We start from the raw sequence: 20,533 nt of genomic DNA on the forward strand, positions 1-20,533 counted from the left end.
TAAGCGAAGCGAACCGGGTGAGGGGTTTCGGGAGCCCAAGATAGCCTCCCATCGGTTGACGTAGCCACGGCCAACCGTTTTGTAGGATATGAGAATCCCCCCACCCCCCGACTTTCGCTTTGAGTACTGGGACACCCGCAGGACCCCTAACCACTCCATCACCTGGCTCGTCGAAGGGCTCCTCCCGAAGGGCTGCATCGCCCTGCTCTCCTCCCGGCCCCATGCCGGAGCACTGGAGTTCACCGCCGCCCTCTGCGGCGCCATCGCTGATGGGCTGGATTTCGTCGGAATGGCCACGGCCAAGAGCCCGATCCTCTGGTTCGCCTGCGCCCACTCCCGCGCCGAAACCGAAGATGCCCTGCGCCTCATCCCGCCCTCGAACGACGACTCGCCCTTGCGGTTCGACCCTATGGTGCAGGAATACGGCGAAGTCGGAGCAATCCCGCTCTATGTCTGCTATTCGCCCCTCCAACTGGACCGGCAAGAGACCCTGGACGAGGTGGTCGCCTATGCCAAATCGTTCGAGGCCGGGTTGATCGTCGTGGACAATCTCACCGCCTGTACGCAAGGAGGTACCAGGCACGACGGCCATAGGGCGCGCCCCTTCATGCGCTCGCTTCTCGAAGCGACCGCTCAATGTGGGGCGACCTTCCTCCTCCTTCACCATCTGGCAAAGTTTGGCGGCCTGACGCGGCCTGCCGACCATCCCGAGTTGGCCTCCGGGTCCCACGTGCTCCTGAACCTTGAATCGGGTATCGACAAATGGAAGCAACGCCTGTTGCGCCTATCCGCGAATGGTTCGGGCCGTTATCCGAGCAGAACGCATTTCTTCCGAGTAAATGAGCCCGGCCGCTATGTGTCGGCTAACCCGGAGGACGAGCCAATCCCCGTCGGCACGGTCTATGAAAGGACCCTTGAGCGCCTAAACAATCACCCAAAAACGGTTAACCAGTTGTGCGAGGAGAATGGTTGTTACCGTGTCAGTGTCGACATGGCCGCTCGACAGTTGGTTAGGGCCGGGCTCGCCGTTCATGGCCCAAAACGCGGCCGCAGCTTCACTTACCTGCTGGCCGGCGCCCAAAGCGCCTACGACGACGCAGTAAGGATGGCGAAGAGACCCTCTCCAAACCCGGAGTAGCGCGAGTGTCTCGCCGAGCGGCCCCACCCTCTGCTAACCCTCGCTACCCTCTCGCACCCTCGCTTAACCTCACGCGCCCTAGCCACTGTATTCCTACTGGGTCTACAGAGTCACAAACCTGAACTTCTTGCCGGGCCACCCCAGCTCATGTAACATGAAACCATGGGACTCGGGATTGCTTCGGCCTTGCTGTTCGCGTGGGTGGGTTCAGGCACTACGCCCTCGACACCCTTCAGTGGCACAATTGCCCATCGCCCTCCCCCCTTCGCCCTAAGTCCGTTACCCCCTGCTCCCGCTGCCGACCTTGAGTGCGCCCATGCCGCCAGGGCTGCGACGGCCGTCGAGGCCATGCTTGCCGGCATCGTCAAGAAGCCGCTCGAAGGCACAGCCGACACTGACGTCCTCAAAAACGTCCTCGAAATCGAGGCGCTTCCAGACACATCCACCCTCGTCGGCACGAACGTGATGACCGTGAAGAGCCTGATCAACGGCCTTGGCCAGTTCACTTTCCGCCTGGCGGACAATTTCACGCTCGGCACAGTCCTGCTCAACGGCAGCCCCATCAGCACCACGCGGCTCGACTCGGCGACTGTCCGAGCCAACCTCGGGACGACCTTCAATCAGGATCAGACCTTTCAGCTCACGATCCCCTACAGCGGCCAGCCCGTCGCGGGGTCGGGGTTCGGCTCGATCGTCTTCCGGACCCGCTCAAGCGGCGCGAAAGAGGTCTTCACGCTCAGCGAACCCTGGTTCGCCTACACCTGGTGGCCCGCAAAGGACGACAACGATGACAAAGCTCTGACCGACATCGCCGTCATCGTGCCGAGCCCGATGGTCGTGGCGGCGAACGGCCTGCTGCAGGGCGTTGACCCCCTTTCCGGCGGGCGCCAGCGCTATCGGTGGAGCAGCCAATACCCCATCGTGACGTACCTGGTGAGCTTCTCGGCGACCAACTTCAACACCTGGACCACGAGCTACACCCACGCGGGCGGCTCGATGCCCCTGAACTTCTACATCTATCCTGAGTGGGACTCCTCGGGCAATCGAGCGGGATGGGAAAGGTCTGGGCCGATGATCGGCGCCTTTGCCACGATCTTTGGCGAGTACCCGTTCATCCAGGAGAAGTACGGCATCTGCAACTTCGGGTTCGGTGGCGGGATGGAGCACCAGACCATCACCGGCCAAGGCGGCTTTGGCGAATCGCTCACGGCACACGAGCTCGGGCATCAGTGGTGGGGCGACATGGTCACCTGCAAGACTTGGCCCGACATCTGGCTGAACGAGGGCTTTGCGACCTATTGCGAGGCGCTGTGGCTGGAGCGCAAGCCCGGCAGCAGCGGCCTTCCCGCGCTCAAGAGCGCGATGGCGAGCCGCAAGCCTAGCAACTACAACGGATCGGTGTATTGCTACGACGCAACAAGCGTCAGCAACATCTTTAACGGGAATACGAGCTACCGGAAGGGCGGATGGGTTCTGCACCAGCTTCGGCACATCGTCGGCGACGCCACCTTTTTCGCCATCCTTGCCGAATACCGCAGCCGATATGAGTTTAGGGCCGCGATCACCGAGGACTTCATCCGGGTCTGCGAAGACGTCTCGGGGAGGAGCCTAAGGTGGTTCTTCGACCCTTGGGTCTACGGCATCGGCGCGGTGGCCTACAAATGGGGGATCGAACAGACGACTGTGGACGGCCGGGAGTATCTGCAGGTTCACCTGAGGCAGACGCAAAGCGCCTCGTACCCGGTCTTCTCGATGCCGGTGGACTTTCGGTACACGGTAGGGGGCAGTCCCGTCACTCAAGTGCTCTGGAACACGGCCCCGACCCAGCACTACGTTTTCCCGGTCAACGGGAGCTCTTCCGCTCATGCGCTAGATCCCGATGGGTGGGTTTTGACGAGTTCCGTGGCTTCGGAGGCCTATCAGCCCGGGCCGCCCAAAATCGTCCGGGTGGACCCCTCGCCAGGCTCTACGGGTCCCTTTTCAACAATTCGCATCACGTTCCACACGCCGGTCAACATCAGCACAACGGACGTTTCGGTCGCCACCCGTTCGGGCGCAAAGGTGCGTTGTCCGATGCGCTATCAAGATTCGACGAACACGATGATCGTCACGATCCCCTCCAAGGCGGGCTCGCAGTTCTATATCGTCGTGCGGGATACGGTGCGCGCGGTGAACACCGGGCTTGCCCTAGACGGCGAGGCCCCCGATTACCACAGCGTGCCCTCTGGAGACGGTCTTGCAGGCGGGATGGCGATCTATCGGTTCGGATATTGAGCGGCGGCGTCCTAAACGGTCCCAGCGAATCTACGTCTCAGCAGGTAGAGTTTCGCTATAGCTTCCCTGGAGGCCCACTTTTCCGCCCATGTCAGACCGCGTGATCATCGACACCCGCCACCTCTCGAAGGACTACGTGATGGGGGACGTGGTCGTCCACGCGCTGCGCGACGTGACGCTCTCCATCCACGAGGGCGAGTTCGTCGCGATCATGGGGCCATCCGGCAGCGGCAAGTCCACCTTTATGAACCTGGTCGGCTGCCTCGACCGCCCCACGAAGGGCGAGTACGTGCTGAACGGAACCGAGGTCGCCACCATCAGTGACAACGACCTAGCCGGCGTGCGCAACAAATATATAGGTTTTGTCTTTCAAACATTTAATCTTCTTCCAAGAACTTCGGCGCTGAAGAACGTCGAACTGCCGCTGGTCTATGCCGGCGCGGGCGACCGCCACGAAAAGGCGATGCAAGCCATCAGAACCGTCGGTCTGGAGCCGCGGGCCCACCACAAGCCGAACGAGCTTTCCGGCGGCCAGCAGCAGCGCGTGGCGATCGCCCGCGCGATCGTGAACGATCCGGTGCTCATCCTTGGCGACGAGCCCACAGGCAACCTGGACACAAGGACCTCTGAGGAAATCATGGGGCTCTTCCAGGATTTGAACCGCCACGGCAAGACGGTCATTATCGTCACCCACGAACACGACATCGCGATGCACTGCAAGCGGATCATCTGGTTCCGGGATGGACGCATCGTGTCGGATGAGTTGGTCAAAGAGCCGATCGACGCAAGGGAGAAGATCAAGGAGCTTCCCGATCCGGACGCGGAGATCCCGGTCGCCGGGTTTCAGGTGTAGGGGCTATTTCCTGGCTTTGGCCGCGATTTCCTTGAGCACGACCTCCTCGGCTCTTTCGAGGAATAGGTCCTTGCCGTTCTCGTCGTACTCCTTCGCCACAGCCACATCGGGGCTGACACCGACGCCCTCGATGCGGAACCCGTCGGCGATCACGTCCACGATGGGAATCTCCAGATAGGCCCAATCGGAGGCGCGGGAGGGCGTGGTTCCGAGCACGTGGCCCGCCGTGGTGGAACCCACCAGCGTGCCGCGCTTGCTGCGCTTGATAATGTGGCTGAAGACCTCTTTGGCGCTGCGCGAGCCGTCGTTGATAATGACGACGAGCGGCCTGCCATAGCCGAAGAGCTGTTTATTGCCCCCGGTTTCGCCGAACTTCCATTCGATGGTGGATTCGGGCCGAAAGAACGGGTCGCCAAACCCCTCGGGGCGGCCGCCGAAACCATCTCGAATGTCCAGAATGAAGCCGTCAGTGTCCTTGAATCGGCCGTAAACCAGGTTCGAGAGAGCGTTTTTCATATCCTCGCTCGACATCGTCCATAGGTGCACATAGGCCAGCTTCTTGCCATCCCGCTCGATGATCCGGGCGCTGTTGCGTGTGGCTTCGAGAAACATCTGTCCCGCCGGCTGGGAGGCGACCTCGACCTCCTTTTCCAGTTGGGCCGAGCCACGCTTCACTACCACCTTGACCTTCTTGCCGACGCTCTCGCGGAAGGCATCCACGGGTGAGAACGGCTTGCCGTCCACGCTGACCATGCGGTCCCCTTTGCGGATGTCGGCGGTCTCGGCAGCCATGCCGTTCATGACCATGTGGACCGTGTAGCCGTCCTTGTCGCGCCGGTACCAGAGGCCAATGTTGGGCATCGACTCGGCGCTATTGCTCCGCGCAAGGCTGTCGAAGTTGTAGTAGCCCTGGCTAGAGCGGGTGAGGAAGGCGAAATGCGAGTCCTTGAAGTCGTCAATCATCTTGTTGACGGCCTCGCTGAACTCGCCCTCGTTCTTTGCGCCTTTGGCGGCCGGCGCGTATTTGGTGAAAAGGGCCTCCATTTCTGCCTTTCGGGATTGGCGCGCGTAGTAGCGGCTCCGAATGGCGGATTCGACCTGGTTCCAGGCAGCGGCGTAGTCGCGGGGCTGCTGGGCTGACGCCAGATCGATCGAAAACGGTTCGACGACGTCGTCGGGCGATCCAAGCCAGATGGGGCCTGGACAGCCCTGCGCTTCACTCTTAATCGGTGGATTCAGGATCGAAAGATCGAGGATGGGGACGCCCTGCGCCGAAAGGAGCGTTTGTCCCAGACCGACGAGTGTTGCCAACAGCAGCGAAGTCATGCCTGTTTGTACCGTAAGGCCGCGCCGGGCTGTTCCGCCTCCGTGACTTTTGGGGCTTAGGTTCGGGTATCTTTTTCGGGCGCGAGCTTCGGCTCGTGCCAGTGGGAGTTCCAGAACTCTGGGACAATGGCACCACAGGAGCAACATGAGAAAGAACATCCGCAAAGCGGCGCAATCGCCGCGCTACGTTTCGGCCGCAGGCGTCGTCGAGAAGGGCCAATACTATCCGATCGAAGAAGCGATCGCCCTCGTCAAAAAGAGCGCCACGGCCAAGTTCCCTGAGAACATCGACCTCGCGGTCCGCCTTGGCATCGACCCCCGCAAGAGCGATCAGAACGTTCGAGGAACCACCGCACTACCGCACGGCACGGGCAAGAAAGAAAAGAAAATCGCCGTGCTCGCCAAGGGCGACCACGTGAAAGAAGCGGAGGAGGCCGGGGCCGACGTGGTGGGTTCCGATGACCTCATCACGAAGATCCAGGGCGGGTTCAAAGATTTCGACATCGTGATCGCGACCGAGGAGATGGCGCCGTCCATCGGCAAGATCGGGCGAATCCTCGGCCCGCGTACCCCCAACAAGCGCAACGGCACGGTCACGAACCAGGTGGGCCAGGCGATCCGCGAGATCAAGGGCGCGACCCGCGCCGAATACCGCGCCGACAAGGCCGGCATCGTGCACATGTGCATTGGACGCGTGACGCTCGACGATGCGAAGATCCAGGAGAACCTGCACGCCGCGCTCCACGCGCTCATCAAGGCTAAGCCGCAGACGGCCAAGGGCCGCTATCTGATTTCGGTCACGTTGAGCAGCACGATGGGCCCGGGCGTGAAACTGGACCCGACAGTCGCGCACAAGTTTGCGAGCTAGGGAAGACATTAAGGCATTAAGGCATTAAGGCATTAAGGCATTAGGGCATTAAGGCGTTAAGGCGTTAAGGCGTTAGGGCGCTAGGGGTTTTGGGTGTGGTTTCCCCTCCAGACCCCCACTTATTTCAGCCCAGCGTGGCCAAGGAGGGGGCATTCTTGTCTCTTCGTTCCTCGGTCCCACCACCCCTACATCAGCTTGACGGGCAGGATGCGCAGCCTTCGATGGGGTTCCTCACCGACCGATTCAGACGCCACGCGCCGGGCTTCGGCAAGCTGGTGCTGAAGCTTGCGGATGGGCGCCGGCTGCGGCGATAGCTCGAACGGCTTGCCCGTTTGGCCCACGGTCTCGATCGCCTTCACGACCTCGTCCATCGCCACGGCCTCGAAATCCACCTGCTCCTTGCGGCTGGCGGTCAACTCCTCCAGAGCCTGAGCGATCTGCTGCGTCGTGTTCGACTTGACGATTACTGTCGGCACATTGCGGCCTGAGAGCTCGCGGAGCTTCTTGGGGCGACCCTGATAAGAGCTTCGCACCGCGAGAATGACGTCGGCGTGGTGGATGTCTCCGGTCACATAAGCTGGGAGCTTGCGCTCGCGGATCGCCCGCTCAAGGCGGGTCCTCGCCACACCAAAGGGATAGATCCGAAGGACATTCCCGCTGCCATTCCCCGCAGGCAGCGGCGACTCGTCGCGCTTCTCGCCCTGCACGTCATCGGTCTGCCGGGCTCTGCCCGAACTCGTGCGGCTGGGGGTCCGCTCGTGGTCCTCAAGGACCCTCGACAGCGCCGGGAACCGTGTATTGAAGCCCGGCTCGTTGAGCTCCAACGTGTGCTCGCGCTGGACGACTTCGACCTCGCCCGAATCCAGCCGAACGCGAATCTCGGGCCGCGGCGCGATGCCACGCAGCACCAGGTCCACGGTCTTCTGTACGTTGTGATGCACGGCGAGACGGTCAAAGTCCACGAGTTCGACGATCACATCGAAGGTCGGTGGGGCCTTGCGTTCGAGCACCGTCTTTTGGGTGCCCCTGCGCTTGGCCTCGTCATCGCTCAACGTCACCGCTTGAATGCCGCCCACCAGGTCGGCGAGCGAGGGGTTCAGCATCAGGTTTTCCAGGGTTTGGCCGTGCGCAGTCGCGACGAGTTGAACGCCCCTCTCGGCGATGGTCCGCGCCGCAAGCGCTTCCGCCTCGGTCGAGATCTCGTCGATGACGATGACCTCGGGCATGTGGTTCTCGACGGCCTCGATCATCACGGCGTGCTGCTCGCTGGGCACCCGTACCTGCATCCGGCGCGAGGACCCGATGCCCGGATGGGGCACGTCTCCGTCGCCTGCGATTTCGTTGCTGGTGTCGACGATCACAACGCGCCTGTTGACCTCATCGGCGAGCACGCGAGCGACCTCGCGGAGCTTGGTGGTCTTGCCCACGCCGGGCTTCCCGAGCAGAAGGATGGACGCCCCGGAGCGCACGATGTCGTCGATGATGTCGATCGTCCCTTCCATCGCACGGCCGACGCGGCAAGTAAGGCCGATGACCCTCCCATGACGGTTGCGAATGGCGGAAATCCGGTGAAGGGTGCGCTCGATGCCCGCGCGGTTGTCCTCGCCGAATTCGCCGATGGCGCGCGTGACCGCGTCGAGGTCGTTCTCCGTGACGATGACGTCCTCCCACCGCTCGACCCGCGAGCGGTAGCGGGCCTCAGCCACCCTGCCATAGTCGAGCACGACCTCGATCAGTGCATCGAGCTCGTTGAGGCGCTCCAAGCGCTCGCGGACGACGGCGGGCAGGACTTCAAGGAACTCCTTTAAGCCATTGGGAGGGGGGTTCATAGAAAATTGGGAAGACCGAAAATCGGGCACTCCTATTCATTCAAACGGACGGAATACGGTTTCCGCACCTGTGAATTATGCTTGGTCTTGAAGAACGATGCTTACCGATTTTGATTCGCCTTTAGACCAATACTTGATCTTCACGGTGTCGCCCGCCCGACGATCGAGGAGGAGCCTGGACAGGTCCGTGTAGTCGCGAATGCGCTGTCCGTCGAATTCCGTAACCACGTCGAGGCCCTGCATTCCCGCGCGCTCCGCCCCCGATCCGGCGCCCACCCTCTGGACCACGACGCCCGCCTTTGGCGGCTCAGAGCCGGTGGCCTGTTTGAGCTGCTCGCGGGCCGATTCGCGCTCCAGAAGGCCAGGGATACGGTAGAAGGAAACCCCCAATGTGCCGTAGCGGACGCGCCCGAACTTCAAGATGTCGGAGGCCACGCGCTTGACCCGGTTGACCGGGATGGCGAAGCCCAGCCCAACGCTGCCGCCGGTCTCGCTTGCGATAGCCGTGTTGATGCCAATCAGCTCGCCTTTGGCGTTTGCCAGTGCGCCGCCGGAGTTGCCCGGGTTGATGGCGGCATCGGTTTGGATGGCGTCGGCGAGCACGCCGGGACCGCCGGTGTCCAAGGTCCGGTTAAGGCTGCTGACGACGCCAACGCTGACGGTGTCGTCGAAGCCCAGCGGAGAGCCGACGGCCAGAACCCATTCGCCGATTTCCAGTTTGGAACTCTCGCCCATTTCGACCGCCGAAAGGCCCGTCGCATCCACCTTGAGCACCGCAAGATCGGACCGTGGGTCGGTGCCGACGACCGTGGCCTGCATGTTTCGTCCGTCCGGCAGCCGAACCTGGACCCGGTCAGCATTCGCCACGACGTGGTTGTTGGTGATGATCGTTCCGTTCGCCGCGATGATGACGCCGGAACCTGAGCCGGTCTGCGCGATGCGCGTTTCCTCAGAGAAGAAGGTGCGATAGCGCTCCAAGCGGTCCACGGACACCACCGAAGCGACCAGTTTCTTGGCGGCCGCCCGGAAGTCCGCGGGAGTCTGGACGTTCTCGAGCGAGACCTTGGAGATGGGGGCCGACTCCTGAAACAGAGCGTCTGGCTGAACCGATCGCTGAGCCAGGTAGCGGTCGATGCGCAGAGCTGCGAAAGCTCCTCCGAAGACGGCAAGTCCGATGAAAAAATAGGTCGTGGCTTTGCTCATGGCTCTCAATCCTATGACGTTTGTTTACGTTCACGGAGATTCGGCAGTTCCTGGGTCCCGATGGCCTAACAAGTACAATTCGAGACGTGTCATCCCCGTTCCAAGCCCTGGCCGGCCTCGACCATGCCGCGATCGAATCGCAGCTTGGGGACCTGCCGCAGGCCCGCATGCGCGCGGCGCAGATTGCCGACTGGATCTACCGAAAAGGCGCAGTGAGCTTCGACGAGATGACCAATCTGCCGGCAGCCTTACGCGAGGGCTTGAAAGAGCGTTTCGTGGTCTGGCCGCTTCAGGTTGCCCGCAGAGCGACCTCCACCGATGGCGTGATCAAGCTCCTGGTGCACAGGGGCGACGGCCAGGTCTATGAGTGTGTACTGCTGCCCTATGAGAAGCGCGTGTCGTGCTGCCTCAGCTCTCAGGTGGGCTGCCCTATGGGCTGCACCTTCTGCGCCACGGGGCTCGGCGGCTTCGACCGAAACCTGTCGGCGGGCGAAATCGTAGGGCAGTACCTGATGCTCCAGCGCGAAATCGGCCCGGAACGCCGCATCTCGCACGTGGTGTTCATGGGTATGGGAGAACCACTATTGAACCTCACGAACGTGCTGGAGGCCATCCGCCTGCTTCATGACGAAGTGGGCCTGAGCCACCGGCATATCACGGTCTCGACGGTGGGCATCGTGCCCAAGATCGACGAGTTAACCAAGCTCGGGCTTCCCATCCATCTAGCTCTTTCGCTTCACTCGCCGCTGGACGCGGTACGCGACCGGCTCATGCCCGTCAACAAGCGTTGGCCCGTCGCGGAAGTGATGGCCGCCATGCGAAGGCACCAAAGGGCCACGGGTAGGAAGATCACGATCGAGTATCTGCTGATTTCAGGGGTGACCGACACCGAAGACCAAGCGGCGGCGCTGGCGGGCTTGGTTCGAGGCGTTCCCAGCGTCGTCAACCTCATTCCCTTCAACTTCGTAGACACGACGCACGGCTATTCGAGGCCCTCGAAGGAGCGCGTGAGGGCGTTTCGTTCGGCGCTTGAGTCGCGGGGGGTCAACGTGACCCAGCGCGTGGAGCGGGGCCATGACATCGCCGCCGCCTGCGGCCAACTCGCGGGGGAGCACACGGGCAAGTTTGCCAGGAGGGCCACACGATCCGAACTGCTTGTCCTTTCCTGATCGTGTGCTTGCTGATTGCCGGGTGCGGCGACGCGCCAAAGGCTTCAAGAGGCGCGCCAAAGCCGGACGCCAAGTTGAAGCCCATGCTGGAGCAGGCCGTTCGGACCTCTGCCGCCGAGGGCACCCGTTACAGCTCGGGAAAGAACAGACGGCCCCTTTGGACCGTCAGGTGGAACCGCGCCGACCTCAACGCCAGCGAGGAAGGTGAGTTCTATGGGACCGCTTACGACGTGTCCGGCACCTTTTTCAAGGGAGCTCAAGCTGCGAGCACCTTCCGCGCAAAGCGTGCCGTGATCGCCCAAAAGGGGAACACGCTGGAGCTTCTAGGCGGCGTGTCCGTCCAATCCGAAAGACCCCCATCCAAGCTCGAATGCGACTCGGTGATCTGGGACCCTGAACGCGAGGTAGGCGAGGCGCGGGGTAACGTTCGGTTCACAGCGGACGACGTGGTGATCGGCCCGTTCGATGCCTTTCGGTTCTCGCCGGAATTGAACGCAGCCGGAACGCCCGGCATCTTTGGCAAACGCTATGGAAAGTAGGTGTGCTTTGAGTTGGTACGCGGCAGCAGGGTTGTTGCTGCTGTGCGGCGTTGCGCTCGCGCAGATTCAAGGCCGCGGCAAGGTCAACCTTCAAGACACCTCAGGCAATTCGAAGATTCAGAACGGCTCAGAGTTCGTCTTCGAGCGGCTCGACGACGGCAGAATATCGTTCGAGGGATCCGGAAGCCCCATCTACGGCGCCTTCAAGAAGCAAGGCCTGACCCTTGAGACGGGCAGGATCGACGGCATCGCGACGACGGCTCAAAGGACGTTTTCCTTGGCCTCCGCGACCCTGACGGGCAAGGTCCGCGCCGTCCTTGTGAGGCCGTCGGCAGCCAAGACGTCGAACTCGGTCCAGACGATCGAGCTGAACTGTCCGAAGGCCGATTACCTGGCCGCCGAAGAGCGATGGACTCTCACTGGCCCTGTCGCGGTCCATCGGGAGGATCAACCCGCGCGCGAGGACCTTGAGCTGAGCGGGTCGAGCGCCACCGTGGTGCTGTACGGCGAAAAGGACGCCGCCAGAGGCAGCGCAGGCTTGCGTTCGGTGACGATGAGGAAGGCCACGCTGAAGATGAAAACGAACCGCCGGCAGGCCAAAGAGAAAGCGCCCGGCGAATTTGAGTTCGTCGAGTTCCATTTCAATGGCACGGCCGACAGCTTGGTGTTTGACGATCAAGCCAGGACCATCACCTTTCGCGGAAACGTGCACTTCTGGGGAGACGATCCGCTGCTTGTCGGAGACATGACCGGCGATTCGGCGGTCGTAACGCTCGATGCGAAGGGGCAGCCCAAGAGGATTTCGATGTCAGGGGAGCCTGGGGTGACCAAGGTCAACCAAAAGCCGCCACCTAGTCACGAAGGGATCACCCGCAATGGCGCAATGGCGCAAATGACCGCAAAGAGGCCATCTCTCCCCTCTTCCCCTTATCGCTTCATCCCTTCATCCCTTCACTCGCAACTCCTCTGTCCTTCGGTCCCTTCGTCCCTCCGCCCCACTGACACCCAGGTGTCCGCATGACGATCACGACCCACGATCTTGTCAAGGTGTATCGGGGACGAAAGGTCGTCGACAAGGTCAGCATCCGGATCAGCGAAGGCGAGATCGTTGGCTTGCTGGGGCCGAATGGCGCGGGAAAGACGACGACGTTCTACATGGTCACCGGGATCGTCAGGCCCAATGGCGGCGAGGTGCAGCTTGACGGGGCCCCGATCACACGCTGGCCGATGTACAAGAGGGCCCAAGCAGGCATCGGCTATCTGCCCCAGGAAGCCAGCGTCTTTCGAAAGCTCTCGGTGGCGGACAACATCCGGCTGGTGATGGAGGTCAACCGCGCGCCCAAAGACGCCATCGCCAAGCGCATCGCCGAGCTTGCGGAGGAGTTTCACATTGGGCACATCCTGGACGCCAAAGCCGGAGTGCTCTCCGGGGGTGAGCGCCGGCGTGTGGAGATCGCGCGTTCGCTCGCCACGGAGCCGAAGTTCATCCTCCTCGATGAGCCGTTCACCGGCATCGACCCAGTCACCATCGAGGAGATTCAGAAGATCATTTCAAGGCTCAAGGCGCGAGGCATCGGCATCTTGATCACCGACCACAACGTTTCTGCGACGCTCAGCATCACTGACCGGAACTACATCTTGATCGGGGGGAAAATCTTCGCCGAGGGCACGGCCGCCGAGATCGGCTCCAACGAAGCGGTCCGCAAGCACTATCTCGGCGCCCAATTTGCCGGCGAGGGCGATGTGGACCCTGCCGGAAGCAACGGCAGGGCCAAGTCCGCGCCCGAGAGCGAGGAAGCTCACGATTGAAGCGGCTCGACCGGCTGATCATCAGTGAGCTGGTGGGGCCTTGGGCCTTCGGCGTGGCGATCTTCTCAGCGCTGATCTTCGCTTCGGTCCTGCTGGTACGCGTGACGGAGTGGGTGGTTCGGGGCATCAACCCAAACACGGTCATGGAGGTGGCATTCTTGTTGATGCCGGGCATCGTGGTGAAGACCTTCGCCATGGCGATGCTCCTGGCTACCCTGCTCGCCTTCGGGAGGCTTAGCAATGACAGCGAAGTGGTGGCTCTTAAGGCTGCCGGCACCAGCCTCTTTCGCATCATGAGGCCGGTGCTGGCCTTTGGGCTGGCGGTGGCGTTCCTTTCGTTTGCGCTCAATGAGGCGATCGTTCCAGGGGCGGCTGCCCGCGCCACGGCGCTCACAACCGAGATCAAGAAGCAGATCGATAAAGGCAAGGGTGCAAAGCCGGTCTTCTACACGATCCAGGGCAAGAACGGCGCGGTCGCACAACTCATGGCGCTCGACTTCAGTCTGGTGGACCAAACCCTGCGACACGTTACGCTCTCGACGTTTGATTCCGAGAAGCGCCACAGCACCATCCTGCTCGCCGACGAACTGCGCTACTTCGGGCCGAGAGATTGGCGGATCATCGGAGACGCGCGGCTGCTCAAGGCCGACGGGAAGTGGGTATTAGGGCTCAAAGACGCCTGGCCGAGAGAGGTCGCGCAGCCGGACATTACGCCCCAGAACTTGCTGGCCGGGTTCGCGGACGATCTCGACGTGTTCAGCATCGGGCAGATGGTGGAGCAGATCCGCAAGCTCAAGTCGGACCCCAACCCCGACAACAAGCAGATCGCCAACCTGCAGTTCGGGCTGTACAACAAGGTGGCTCTACCTCTGGGGGTGGTGGTGTTCGCGCTGCTTGGGGCGCCGCTCGGGATTCGGAACGCGCGGGCGGGCATGGCTGTTGGGTTCGCGCTTTCGGTGGCGCTCAGCTTCCTCTATCTGATGCTGGCGAACTTCATGGCAGTCTATGCCAAGGGCGGCGCGATCCCACCTTGGCTGGCGAGCTTCTTACCGATCCTGATCGGGGCCGCTGCGGCGGGGTACGCGATTTACAGGAAGAACCAATAGGGCGCCTTTAGCGTTCGGCTGTGTCGCCCCCTCTTCTCCTCATCCCATCACCCCGCCCCTGCCGCCGCCTCCACAAGTAGCATCGGCCCTGCAATTTCGAGCAGACTAACACTTGAGGGCGCACAATCGTCTTAACCGTAGGGTGGCCAAGGTTGGCCTGACATCCGCTAGCGACAAATGGACTTTCTGAGCTTTGCGTTCCTTGCACTGTTCTGCCTTTTGGGCGGCATTATCGCCGTCTATGCGGACAGGCTTGGGCGCGTGCTCGGCAAGCAGCGACGATCGCTTCTGGGCCTTCGGCCTCGAAAAACGGCCGAAGTCATCGTCTTCTTGGGAGGCGTGCTCGTCCCGATGCTCACGATCATGCTCGTGCTCGTGGCGAGCAGCGACGTGCGCGAGTGGCTCCTGAGGGGCCGGGAGGCTATCGCCGAGGCCAAGAGGCTGACGATCGATCGCGACGCAAAGGTCAAGGAGAACACCATCCTCGACCAAAGGAACAAGGACCTGAACGTCCGCGTCACGGGTCTCAACGAGCAGCTCGAGAAGCTAAACCGACAAGTAGATGAGGCCGTGCTGGCCTCCAAAAAGGCGCAGAGCGACGCGGTAGCGGCAAGGGCACAGGCCGCAGCGCTGACGCGGAACCTGAGAAAGGTAAGCATCCAACTTGCGGCCCAGCAGACGGAGCTCACGGCGACGACCTCCAAGCTTGAAAAGGCCCGAAAGGAGTACGGATCCCTAAACGGCAGCTATCGAGAGCTTGACAGCCAGTTCAGAGAGCTCGGCGAGGACTTCAACAGAAAGCTGGAGGAGAACTCCAAGCTCCAAAGGACCAACGAGAGCCTTCAGCAGCAAGGAGACGAGCTCATTCGAACGATCGACGGCCTAACCCAGGATAAGGGTCGTTTGCAGGGCGAGGTCAGCGAAATCCAGGGCCGACTGAACGAATCTCAAGAACGCCTGAAGAAGGCTCAAGAGGACCTAGAGCGAACCAACAGCGAACTGATGACGGCCCAGAACGATGCCCTGCGGCTCGGAGGGCTCGCGGCGAGCGCGCGAACCGGCAAGCCCATGTTCCTTCGGGGGGACGAGATCGCGCGCCTCAGCGTGGACGCGAACTTGACCCCGCAAGAGGCTCGGCAAGAGGTTTCCCGTCTGATGCGTGCCGCCAGGATGGAAGCTGAGGAACGCGGGGCCAAGCCGCTAGCGGGGTTGCCATCGGCGGGCCTGACGCAGCGCACGATCCAGGGAAGGACCGTTTCGGCCGAAGAGCAGCTGGACGCATTGATCCGCAGCCTTACCGGCCGGCCTGATCCCGTTGTGCTCATCTCGCGGTCGTTCCTCAACTCCTTTGGCGGCGAGCCCGTCCAGCTCGATATCGCCATCTATCGCAATCCGCTCGCGGTTCGCGCCGGAGACATTGTCGCCGAAAGGCGCGTCGACGGCACCAAGGACCTGGCTGCGATCCACACTCAGGTGACCTCCTTTATCGCTGAGGACGTGCACAATGCGGCTCAGCGGGCCAACTTCATCCCCGCCAACGGCCGGGCGGACAGCTACGGGTCCGTCTCGATGGCGGAGGCGCTGAATCTGGTAGAGAGAATCAAGGAGGCAGGCCGTTCGATCCGGCTTCAGGCGATTGCCAGACAGGACCTGCGCGTGGGGGACCCGCTGCTGCTGGAGTTTAGGCTGAAATGAGGGCGATGCGATGAACAGAAAGACTATCCTCGCCATCGACCCGGGAAGCTCCAAGTGCGGGGTGGCGCTGGTGCGGCGGGAACAGGAAGGCGCTCTGACGCTGGTCTGGCGGACCATCTGCCCACCGGCGGACCTGGCCGAAAAGCTCTCCGAGGCCCGCGGCATCGAATCCTATTCAACGGTTGTCGTCGGTTCGGGAACCCATTCCAGGCAGATCGTCGAGGCGATCCGGATGCAGCTTCCCAGCATCGGCGTCTTGTTGGTGGACGAGCGAGACACCAGTCTCCAGGCGCGAGAGCGCTATTGGGAGCACAACCCGCGCAAGGGCTGGAAGAGGCTCTTGCCCGCGACGCTGTTCCCGCCCACGGAACCGATCGACGACTTCGCGGCGTTGGTCCTTGCGGAAAGGGTGCTGGACCCGCAGTGAACGAGGTGCGAAGGGCGATGGGCGATGCGCGATATGCAATGAGACCCGGAAAACCGGAAGCACCTGGCCACCTGATCACCTGACCACCTGACCACCTGACCACCCAATGCCCAATGCCCAATGCCTAATGCCTAATGCCTAATGCCCATGCCTGACCTCGAACCCACCCCAAAGAAGAAGCGCAAGATCGGGCGCAAGGTGCTGCTCGGGCTCCTGGTGATTGCAGGAATCGCGGCGTGCTTCCCAGGGGTTCGCCAGACGGTGCAAGGGGTGTACGACCTCTACCAAAAGGGTGTCTTCACGCACGCCGAAAAGAAGGACTATTCCGGCACCAACACCCAAAACCTCTTGGCGTTGCATACGGCGCTGATGCTGGTTCACGATAGCGACGGGCAGTTCCCGGAAGGCAAGACCTGGATGGACGACGTGAGGCCGCGGCTCAAGACGTACATCACCGGCGAATCCGGCTTCAAAAAGCTGATCCGGCCGGACCTGTTGCCTGAGAAGGAAGGCGTCTTTGGCTACGCGCTAAATGATTCCTGTGCAGGCAAGTACAAGGACGACATCAAGGACCCGGACAACACGCCGCTGGTGTTCGTTAGCTCCGACACCTCGAAGAACGCGCACGGCGACCCCAAGAAGCTGCTGCCGAACCCTCAGATGGAGGGCGGGAATCTGGGGATAAGTGTGAGTGGGAAGATCCTAAAGCTCTGAAGGGCGCCGCACCGCGTTTTGGTACAATAGCGCATCCGTCAGCACCCCGCCGGAAACACGTTTCAACGTCGAGACGAGGCCCCAATATGTCCACCACCCAAGCCAACAAAACCCTGAACAAGCTCGATTTCCTTAAGCTCATGATGCTCAGCCGCGAAGGCGACCGCCGCGAGGGCATCCTGCTCCGGCAATCGAAAGGCTGGTTTCAGATTGGCGCGCTGGGCCACGAGGCCATCGCTGCGGTCAATTGGGTGCTGCGCGAGGACGACTGGATCTTCCCTTATTACCGAAGCCGCGCGCTGATGCTGGCTCGGGGCCTGAGCAGCTACGACCTGGCGCTCGCCTACCTGGCCAAGCGCGATTCGGCTTCGGCGGGCCGCATGATGCCCGGGCACTATCATTCCGCCGAGCACAACGTCTTCAGCGTGCCCACTCCGACCGCCGGCAATATGCTCCCCGCCGTCGGCTGCGCCTGGGGCATGAAGCTTGAAAAGAAAGACTCGCTGGTCGTCGCAAGCGTGGGCGATGCGGCCTCCCGTCAGGGGTGCTTCTACGAGGCGCTGACATTCGCGATCCAGGAGAGCCTGCCCGTGATCTTCATGGTCGAGGACAACAAGTACGGCATCTCGACCCCGACGAACCGGATGCTTCCATTCAACCTGGGGGTCTTTTCCAAGGATGTTTTTGTACACGTGGACGCCCACCATCCCGACAACGTGCTCGCTGCCGCCACCGTCGCGGCCAACAAGGCGCGCAGCGGGGGAGGGCCGACGCTCTTGTGGTGCGAGGTCGAGCGCCTGGGCAGTCACACCTCCAGCGACGACCACCGCGTTTACCGGTCGCCCTCGGACATTGACGAGATGCAAAAGCGCGACCCGATCACGCTGCTGCGAAACGAACTGATTGCTGCAGGAGAACTGACCGAAGAGGAGTTCAACGCCTGGCACGAGGAGATCGTCAAGCAGGTCGATGAAGAGTACATCCGCGCTGAGAAGGCCGCTGACCCCGACCCCGCTGCGGTGTTGGAGCACTCGTTTGGGCAGGTCCCAGCCGCCGAGGCGCCTCCGATCCAGACTTCCGACAAGACCAACATGGTCGCCACGATCAACACGACCCTTCGCAAGGCGCTTGAGTCCGACCCGAAGGTCGTGATGTTTGGCGAGGACATCGAGGACCCGAAGGGCGGCGTCTTCGCGCTCACGAAAGGGCTCTCGGAGTCTTTTCCCAACCAAGTCTTCAACTCGCCGCTCGCTGAAGACACGATCCTAGGGGTCGCCGTGGGCATGGCGGTTTATGGAATGAAGCCGGTCTTCGAGCTTCAGTTCATCGACTTCATCTCTCCCGGCTGGAACCAGGTTGTGACGAACATGTCGACCCTGCGCTGGCGGACGAACGGGCAGCTCAAGTGCCCGCTGGTGATCTACGCTCCCAGCGGCGCGTACTTGCCCGGCGGCGGAATCTGGCACTCGATGTCCGGCGAGGGCTATCTCACGCACACCACAGGCCTCAGGGTAGCGATGCCCAGCACGCCTGAGGACGCTGCAGGGCTTTTCTGGACCGCGATCCAGGGCGACGACCCCACCTTCATCCTGGTGCCCAAGCACATCTTCCGCAAGGGCATGCCGGTCGAGAAGGTCGAGCCGGTGCCGTTTGGCAAGGCGCGGATTCGGCGCGAGGGCTCGGACGTGACGCTCGTCACGTGGGGCAACGGTACCGAACTCGCCGAGGAAGCCGCGGCCAAGCTGGAGGGCGAGGCGAGCGTCGAAATCGTGGACCTGCGGAGCCTTGTGCCTTGCGACTACGAAACGATCAACCGCTCATTGGAAAAGACCGGCCGGCTGGTGGTGCTCTACGAGGACAACCGCACGGGCGGCTTTGGGCAATCGGTGGTGTCGGAGCTCGTCTCCAACCCCGAGAGCTGGAACACCTTCCTCTCTCCACCGCAAGTGGTAGCGCGGCAAGATGTTCCGATTGGCTTCAACCCGGTGCACGAGTACGCGGCGTTGCCGAGCCTGGAGGACGTGCTGAAAGCGGTTCGGGTGGTGATGGAGTAGGGCGAGAAGCGAGAGGCGAGAAGCGAGAGGCGAGAAGCGAGAAGCGAGAAGCGAGAGGCGAGAGGCGAGAGGCGAGAGGCGAGAAGCGAGAGGCGAGGGGCGAGGGGCGAGGGGCGAAGATGCGGGAGGCGGCAGGTTTTGAAGACCTGGAAGTCTGGAATTCAGCGATGGAATTCGCAGAGCTTGTCTATCGGGTATCTGCCGAGTTTCCGCGTGAAGAGCAATACGCCCTGGTCAGCCAACTGCGTCGTGCAGCCGTCTCGATCCCATCCAATATAGCTGAGGGATGGGGGCGTGGACCGGGCGCTGCGAACCTCAACCACGCCCGGATCGCTCGGGGATCGTGTTATGAGGTTCGAACTCAGTTGCTTCTTGCTGATAGGCTGGGACTAGCCTCCAGCCGCTCCGTCGGCGAAGCGATCGATCGGTTGGGATCGCTGCAGCGGCTCCTCGGCGCGTATGTGCGAGGGATGGAGGCCAAACACGTGAGGGAGACACCTGCGAACTATGGCGCGGATGACGCAGACTGATCGAGCCCTTTCGCCTCTCGCCATTCGCCTCTCGCCCAGGTACAATCTAACCCCTCTATGTCTACTGAAAACGGCTCGATGAACGTGCGAAAGACCTGGCGCGAGAAGGTCGGGCTGGCGGAGATGCTCAAAGGCGGCGTCATCATGGACGTCACCAACGTCGAGCAGGCGAAGATCGCCGAAGACGCCGGCGCGGTCTCGGTCATGGCGCTGGAGCGCGTGCCCGCGGACATCCGCGTGCAGGGTGGCGTGGCGCGCATGTCCGACCCCGAAATGATCCTCGCCATCAAGGAAGCCGTGTCCATCCCGGTCATGGCCAAGTGCCGCATCGGCCACTTTGCCGAGGCGCAGATTCTCGAGGCCCTGGAGATCGACTTCATCGACGAGAGTGAGGTGCTGACACCGGCCGACGTTTCGAACCACGTGGACAAGCACGGGTTCACCGTGCCGTTCGTATGCGGTGCGCGGAACCTGGGCGAGGCTTTGCGGCGCTGCGGCGAGGGAGCGGCGATGATCCGCACGAAGGGCGAAGCCGGCACGGGCGACGTGGTCGAGGCCGTGCGGCACATGCGCACGATCATGGCGGACATGGCCCGTGTGCAGGCCACCCGCGAGGATGAGCTCTACGTCGTCGCCAAGGAACTTCAGGCGCCGCTGGACATGGTGCAGCACGTCCACAAGACCGGCAAGCTGCCGGTGCCCAACTTCAGCGCGGGCGGCATCGCGACGCCGGCCGACGCGAGCCTGATGATGCAGCTTGGCGCGGAGAGCGTGTTCGTGGGCAGCGGCATCTTCAAGGCGGGCGCTTCGCTCTCGCCAGAGGAGCGGATCAAGGCGCAGTCGCGGCGCGCCAAGGCGATCGTGGAGGCGGTGCTCTTCTACGACCAGCCCAAAAAGCTGGCCGAGATCAGCAAGAACCTGGGCGAGCCTATGGTCGGCATCAACGTCAGCTCTCTTGAAGACAAAGAGCTGATGGCGGTCAGGGGTTGGTAGGCCACT

General features: G+C 62.2%; 18 protein-coding genes. 15 read left to right on the forward strand and 3 right to left on the reverse strand.

Annotated elements, in window-relative coordinates; genetic code table 11:
- Window positions 1-88: 88 nt before the first annotated feature.
- From HZC36_04115 to HZC36_04125, 3 genes are all read left to right on the forward strand, one after another.
- The gene (locus HZC36_04115) at window positions 89-1,138 is read left to right on the forward strand and encodes an AAA family ATPase (protein MBI5706157.1); all 1,050 of its coding nucleotides are present in this window, start codon (window positions 89-91) and stop codon (window positions 1,136-1,138) included.
- A 162-nt stretch (window positions 1,139-1,300) separates the two neighbouring features.
- Window positions 1,301-3,412: a hypothetical protein gene (locus tag HZC36_04120; GenBank protein MBI5706158.1), complete on the forward strand. Its 2,112-nt coding sequence runs from the start codon at window positions 1,301-1,303 to the stop codon at window positions 3,410-3,412.
- Window positions 3,413-3,500: 88 nt separating this feature from the next.
- On the forward strand, window positions 3,501-4,265 hold the full coding sequence (locus HZC36_04125) for an ABC transporter ATP-binding protein (protein MBI5706159.1): 765 nt from the start codon (window positions 3,501-3,503) through the stop codon (window positions 4,263-4,265).
- Window positions 4,266-4,268: 3 nt separating this feature from the next.
- Here the strand turns inward: HZC36_04125 and HZC36_04130 are convergent, their stop codons facing one another.
- Window positions 4,269-5,591 carry a PDZ domain-containing protein gene (locus HZC36_04130; GenBank protein MBI5706160.1) on the reverse strand — a complete coding sequence of 441 codons (1,323 nt, stop codon included), beginning with the start codon at window positions 5,589-5,591 and terminating at the stop codon, window positions 4,269-4,271.
- Between the two features lie 145 nt (window positions 5,592-5,736).
- Here HZC36_04130 and HZC36_04135 point away from each other — a divergent pair, with 145 nt between their 5' ends.
- Window positions 5,737-6,459, forward strand: a complete 723-nt coding sequence (locus tag HZC36_04135) for a 50S ribosomal protein L1 (protein ID MBI5706161.1) — start codon at window positions 5,737-5,739, stop codon at window positions 6,457-6,459.
- Between the two features lie 185 nt (window positions 6,460-6,644).
- On the opposite strand, the gene HZC36_04140 is transcribed toward HZC36_04135, so the two are convergent.
- Both HZC36_04140 and HZC36_04145 read right to left on the reverse strand, forming a co-directional pair.
- Window positions 6,645-8,288 carry an AAA family ATPase gene (locus tag HZC36_04140; GenBank protein MBI5706162.1) on the reverse strand — a complete coding sequence of 548 codons (1,644 nt, stop codon included), beginning with the start codon at window positions 8,286-8,288 and terminating at the stop codon, window positions 6,645-6,647.
- Between the two features lie 75 nt (window positions 8,289-8,363).
- The gene (locus HZC36_04145; protein ID MBI5706163.1) at window positions 8,364-9,491 is read right to left on the reverse strand and encodes a trypsin-like peptidase domain-containing protein; all 1,128 of its coding nucleotides are present in this window, start codon (window positions 9,489-9,491) and stop codon (window positions 8,364-8,366) included.
- A gap of 86 nt (window positions 9,492-9,577) precedes the next feature.
- On the opposite strand from HZC36_04145, the gene rlmN reads away from it, so the two are divergent.
- The 11 genes from rlmN to pdxS all read left to right on the forward strand — a co-directional run bounded on the left by rlmN (window position 9,578) and on the right by pdxS (window position 20,527).
- Window positions 9,578-10,660: a 23S rRNA (adenine(2503)-C(2))-methyltransferase RlmN gene (gene rlmN / locus HZC36_04150; protein MBI5706164.1), complete on the forward strand. Its 1,083-nt coding sequence runs from the start codon at window positions 9,578-9,580 to the stop codon at window positions 10,658-10,660.
- 2 nt (window positions 10,661-10,662) lie between these two features.
- The gene (lptC, locus tag HZC36_04155) at window positions 10,663-11,199 is read left to right on the forward strand and encodes an LPS export ABC transporter periplasmic protein LptC (protein MBI5706165.1); all 537 of its coding nucleotides are present in this window, start codon (window positions 10,663-10,665) and stop codon (window positions 11,197-11,199) included.
- Window positions 11,189-12,220, forward strand: a complete 1,032-nt coding sequence (locus HZC36_04160; GenBank protein MBI5706166.1) for a hypothetical protein — start codon at window positions 11,189-11,191, stop codon at window positions 12,218-12,220. The genes lptC and HZC36_04160 overlap by 11 nt, the downstream gene beginning before the upstream one ends.
- On the forward strand, window positions 12,217-13,008 hold the full coding sequence (lptB, locus tag HZC36_04165) for an LPS export ABC transporter ATP-binding protein (GenBank protein MBI5706167.1): 792 nt from the start codon (window positions 12,217-12,219) through the stop codon (window positions 13,006-13,008). The genes HZC36_04160 and lptB overlap by 4 nt, the downstream gene beginning before the upstream one ends.
- Window positions 13,005-14,114, forward strand: coding sequence for an LptF/LptG family permease (locus tag HZC36_04170; GenBank protein ID MBI5706168.1), 1,110 nt, complete (start codon window positions 13,005-13,007; stop codon window positions 14,112-14,114). Before lptB ends, HZC36_04170 begins: the two co-directional genes overlap by 4 nt.
- Window positions 14,115-14,291: 177 nt before the next feature.
- Window positions 14,292-15,809, forward strand: coding sequence for a DUF3084 domain-containing protein (locus HZC36_04175; protein MBI5706169.1), 1,518 nt, complete (start codon window positions 14,292-14,294; stop codon window positions 15,807-15,809).
- 10 nt (window positions 15,810-15,819) lie between these two features.
- Window positions 15,820-16,236 (forward strand): Holliday junction resolvase RuvX, encoded by a 417-nt coding sequence (gene ruvX, locus HZC36_04180; GenBank protein MBI5706170.1) that lies wholly within the window; start codon window positions 15,820-15,822, stop codon window positions 16,234-16,236.
- Window positions 16,237-16,383: 147 nt separating this feature from the next.
- Window positions 16,384-16,950 carry a hypothetical protein gene (locus tag HZC36_04185; protein ID MBI5706171.1) on the forward strand — a complete coding sequence of 189 codons (567 nt, stop codon included), beginning with the start codon at window positions 16,384-16,386 and terminating at the stop codon, window positions 16,948-16,950.
- A gap of 86 nt (window positions 16,951-17,036) precedes the next feature.
- Window positions 17,037-19,004 carry a 2-oxoisovalerate dehydrogenase gene (locus HZC36_04190; protein MBI5706172.1) on the forward strand — a complete coding sequence of 656 codons (1,968 nt, stop codon included), beginning with the start codon at window positions 17,037-17,039 and terminating at the stop codon, window positions 19,002-19,004.
- A gap of 119 nt (window positions 19,005-19,123) precedes the next feature.
- Window positions 19,124-19,534, forward strand: coding sequence for a four helix bundle protein (locus tag HZC36_04195; GenBank protein ID MBI5706173.1), 411 nt, complete (start codon window positions 19,124-19,126; stop codon window positions 19,532-19,534).
- A 78-nt stretch (window positions 19,535-19,612) separates the two neighbouring features.
- The gene (gene pdxS / locus HZC36_04200) at window positions 19,613-20,527 is read left to right on the forward strand and encodes a pyridoxal 5'-phosphate synthase lyase subunit PdxS (GenBank protein MBI5706174.1); all 915 of its coding nucleotides are present in this window, start codon (window positions 19,613-19,615) and stop codon (window positions 20,525-20,527) included.
- The last annotated feature ends 6 nt before the right edge of the window (window positions 20,528-20,533 follow it).

It is taken from the genome of Armatimonadota bacterium (assembly GCA_016223145.1).
GTDB lineage: Bacteria > Armatimonadota > Fimbriimonadia > Fimbriimonadales > Fimbriimonadaceae > Nitrosymbiomonas.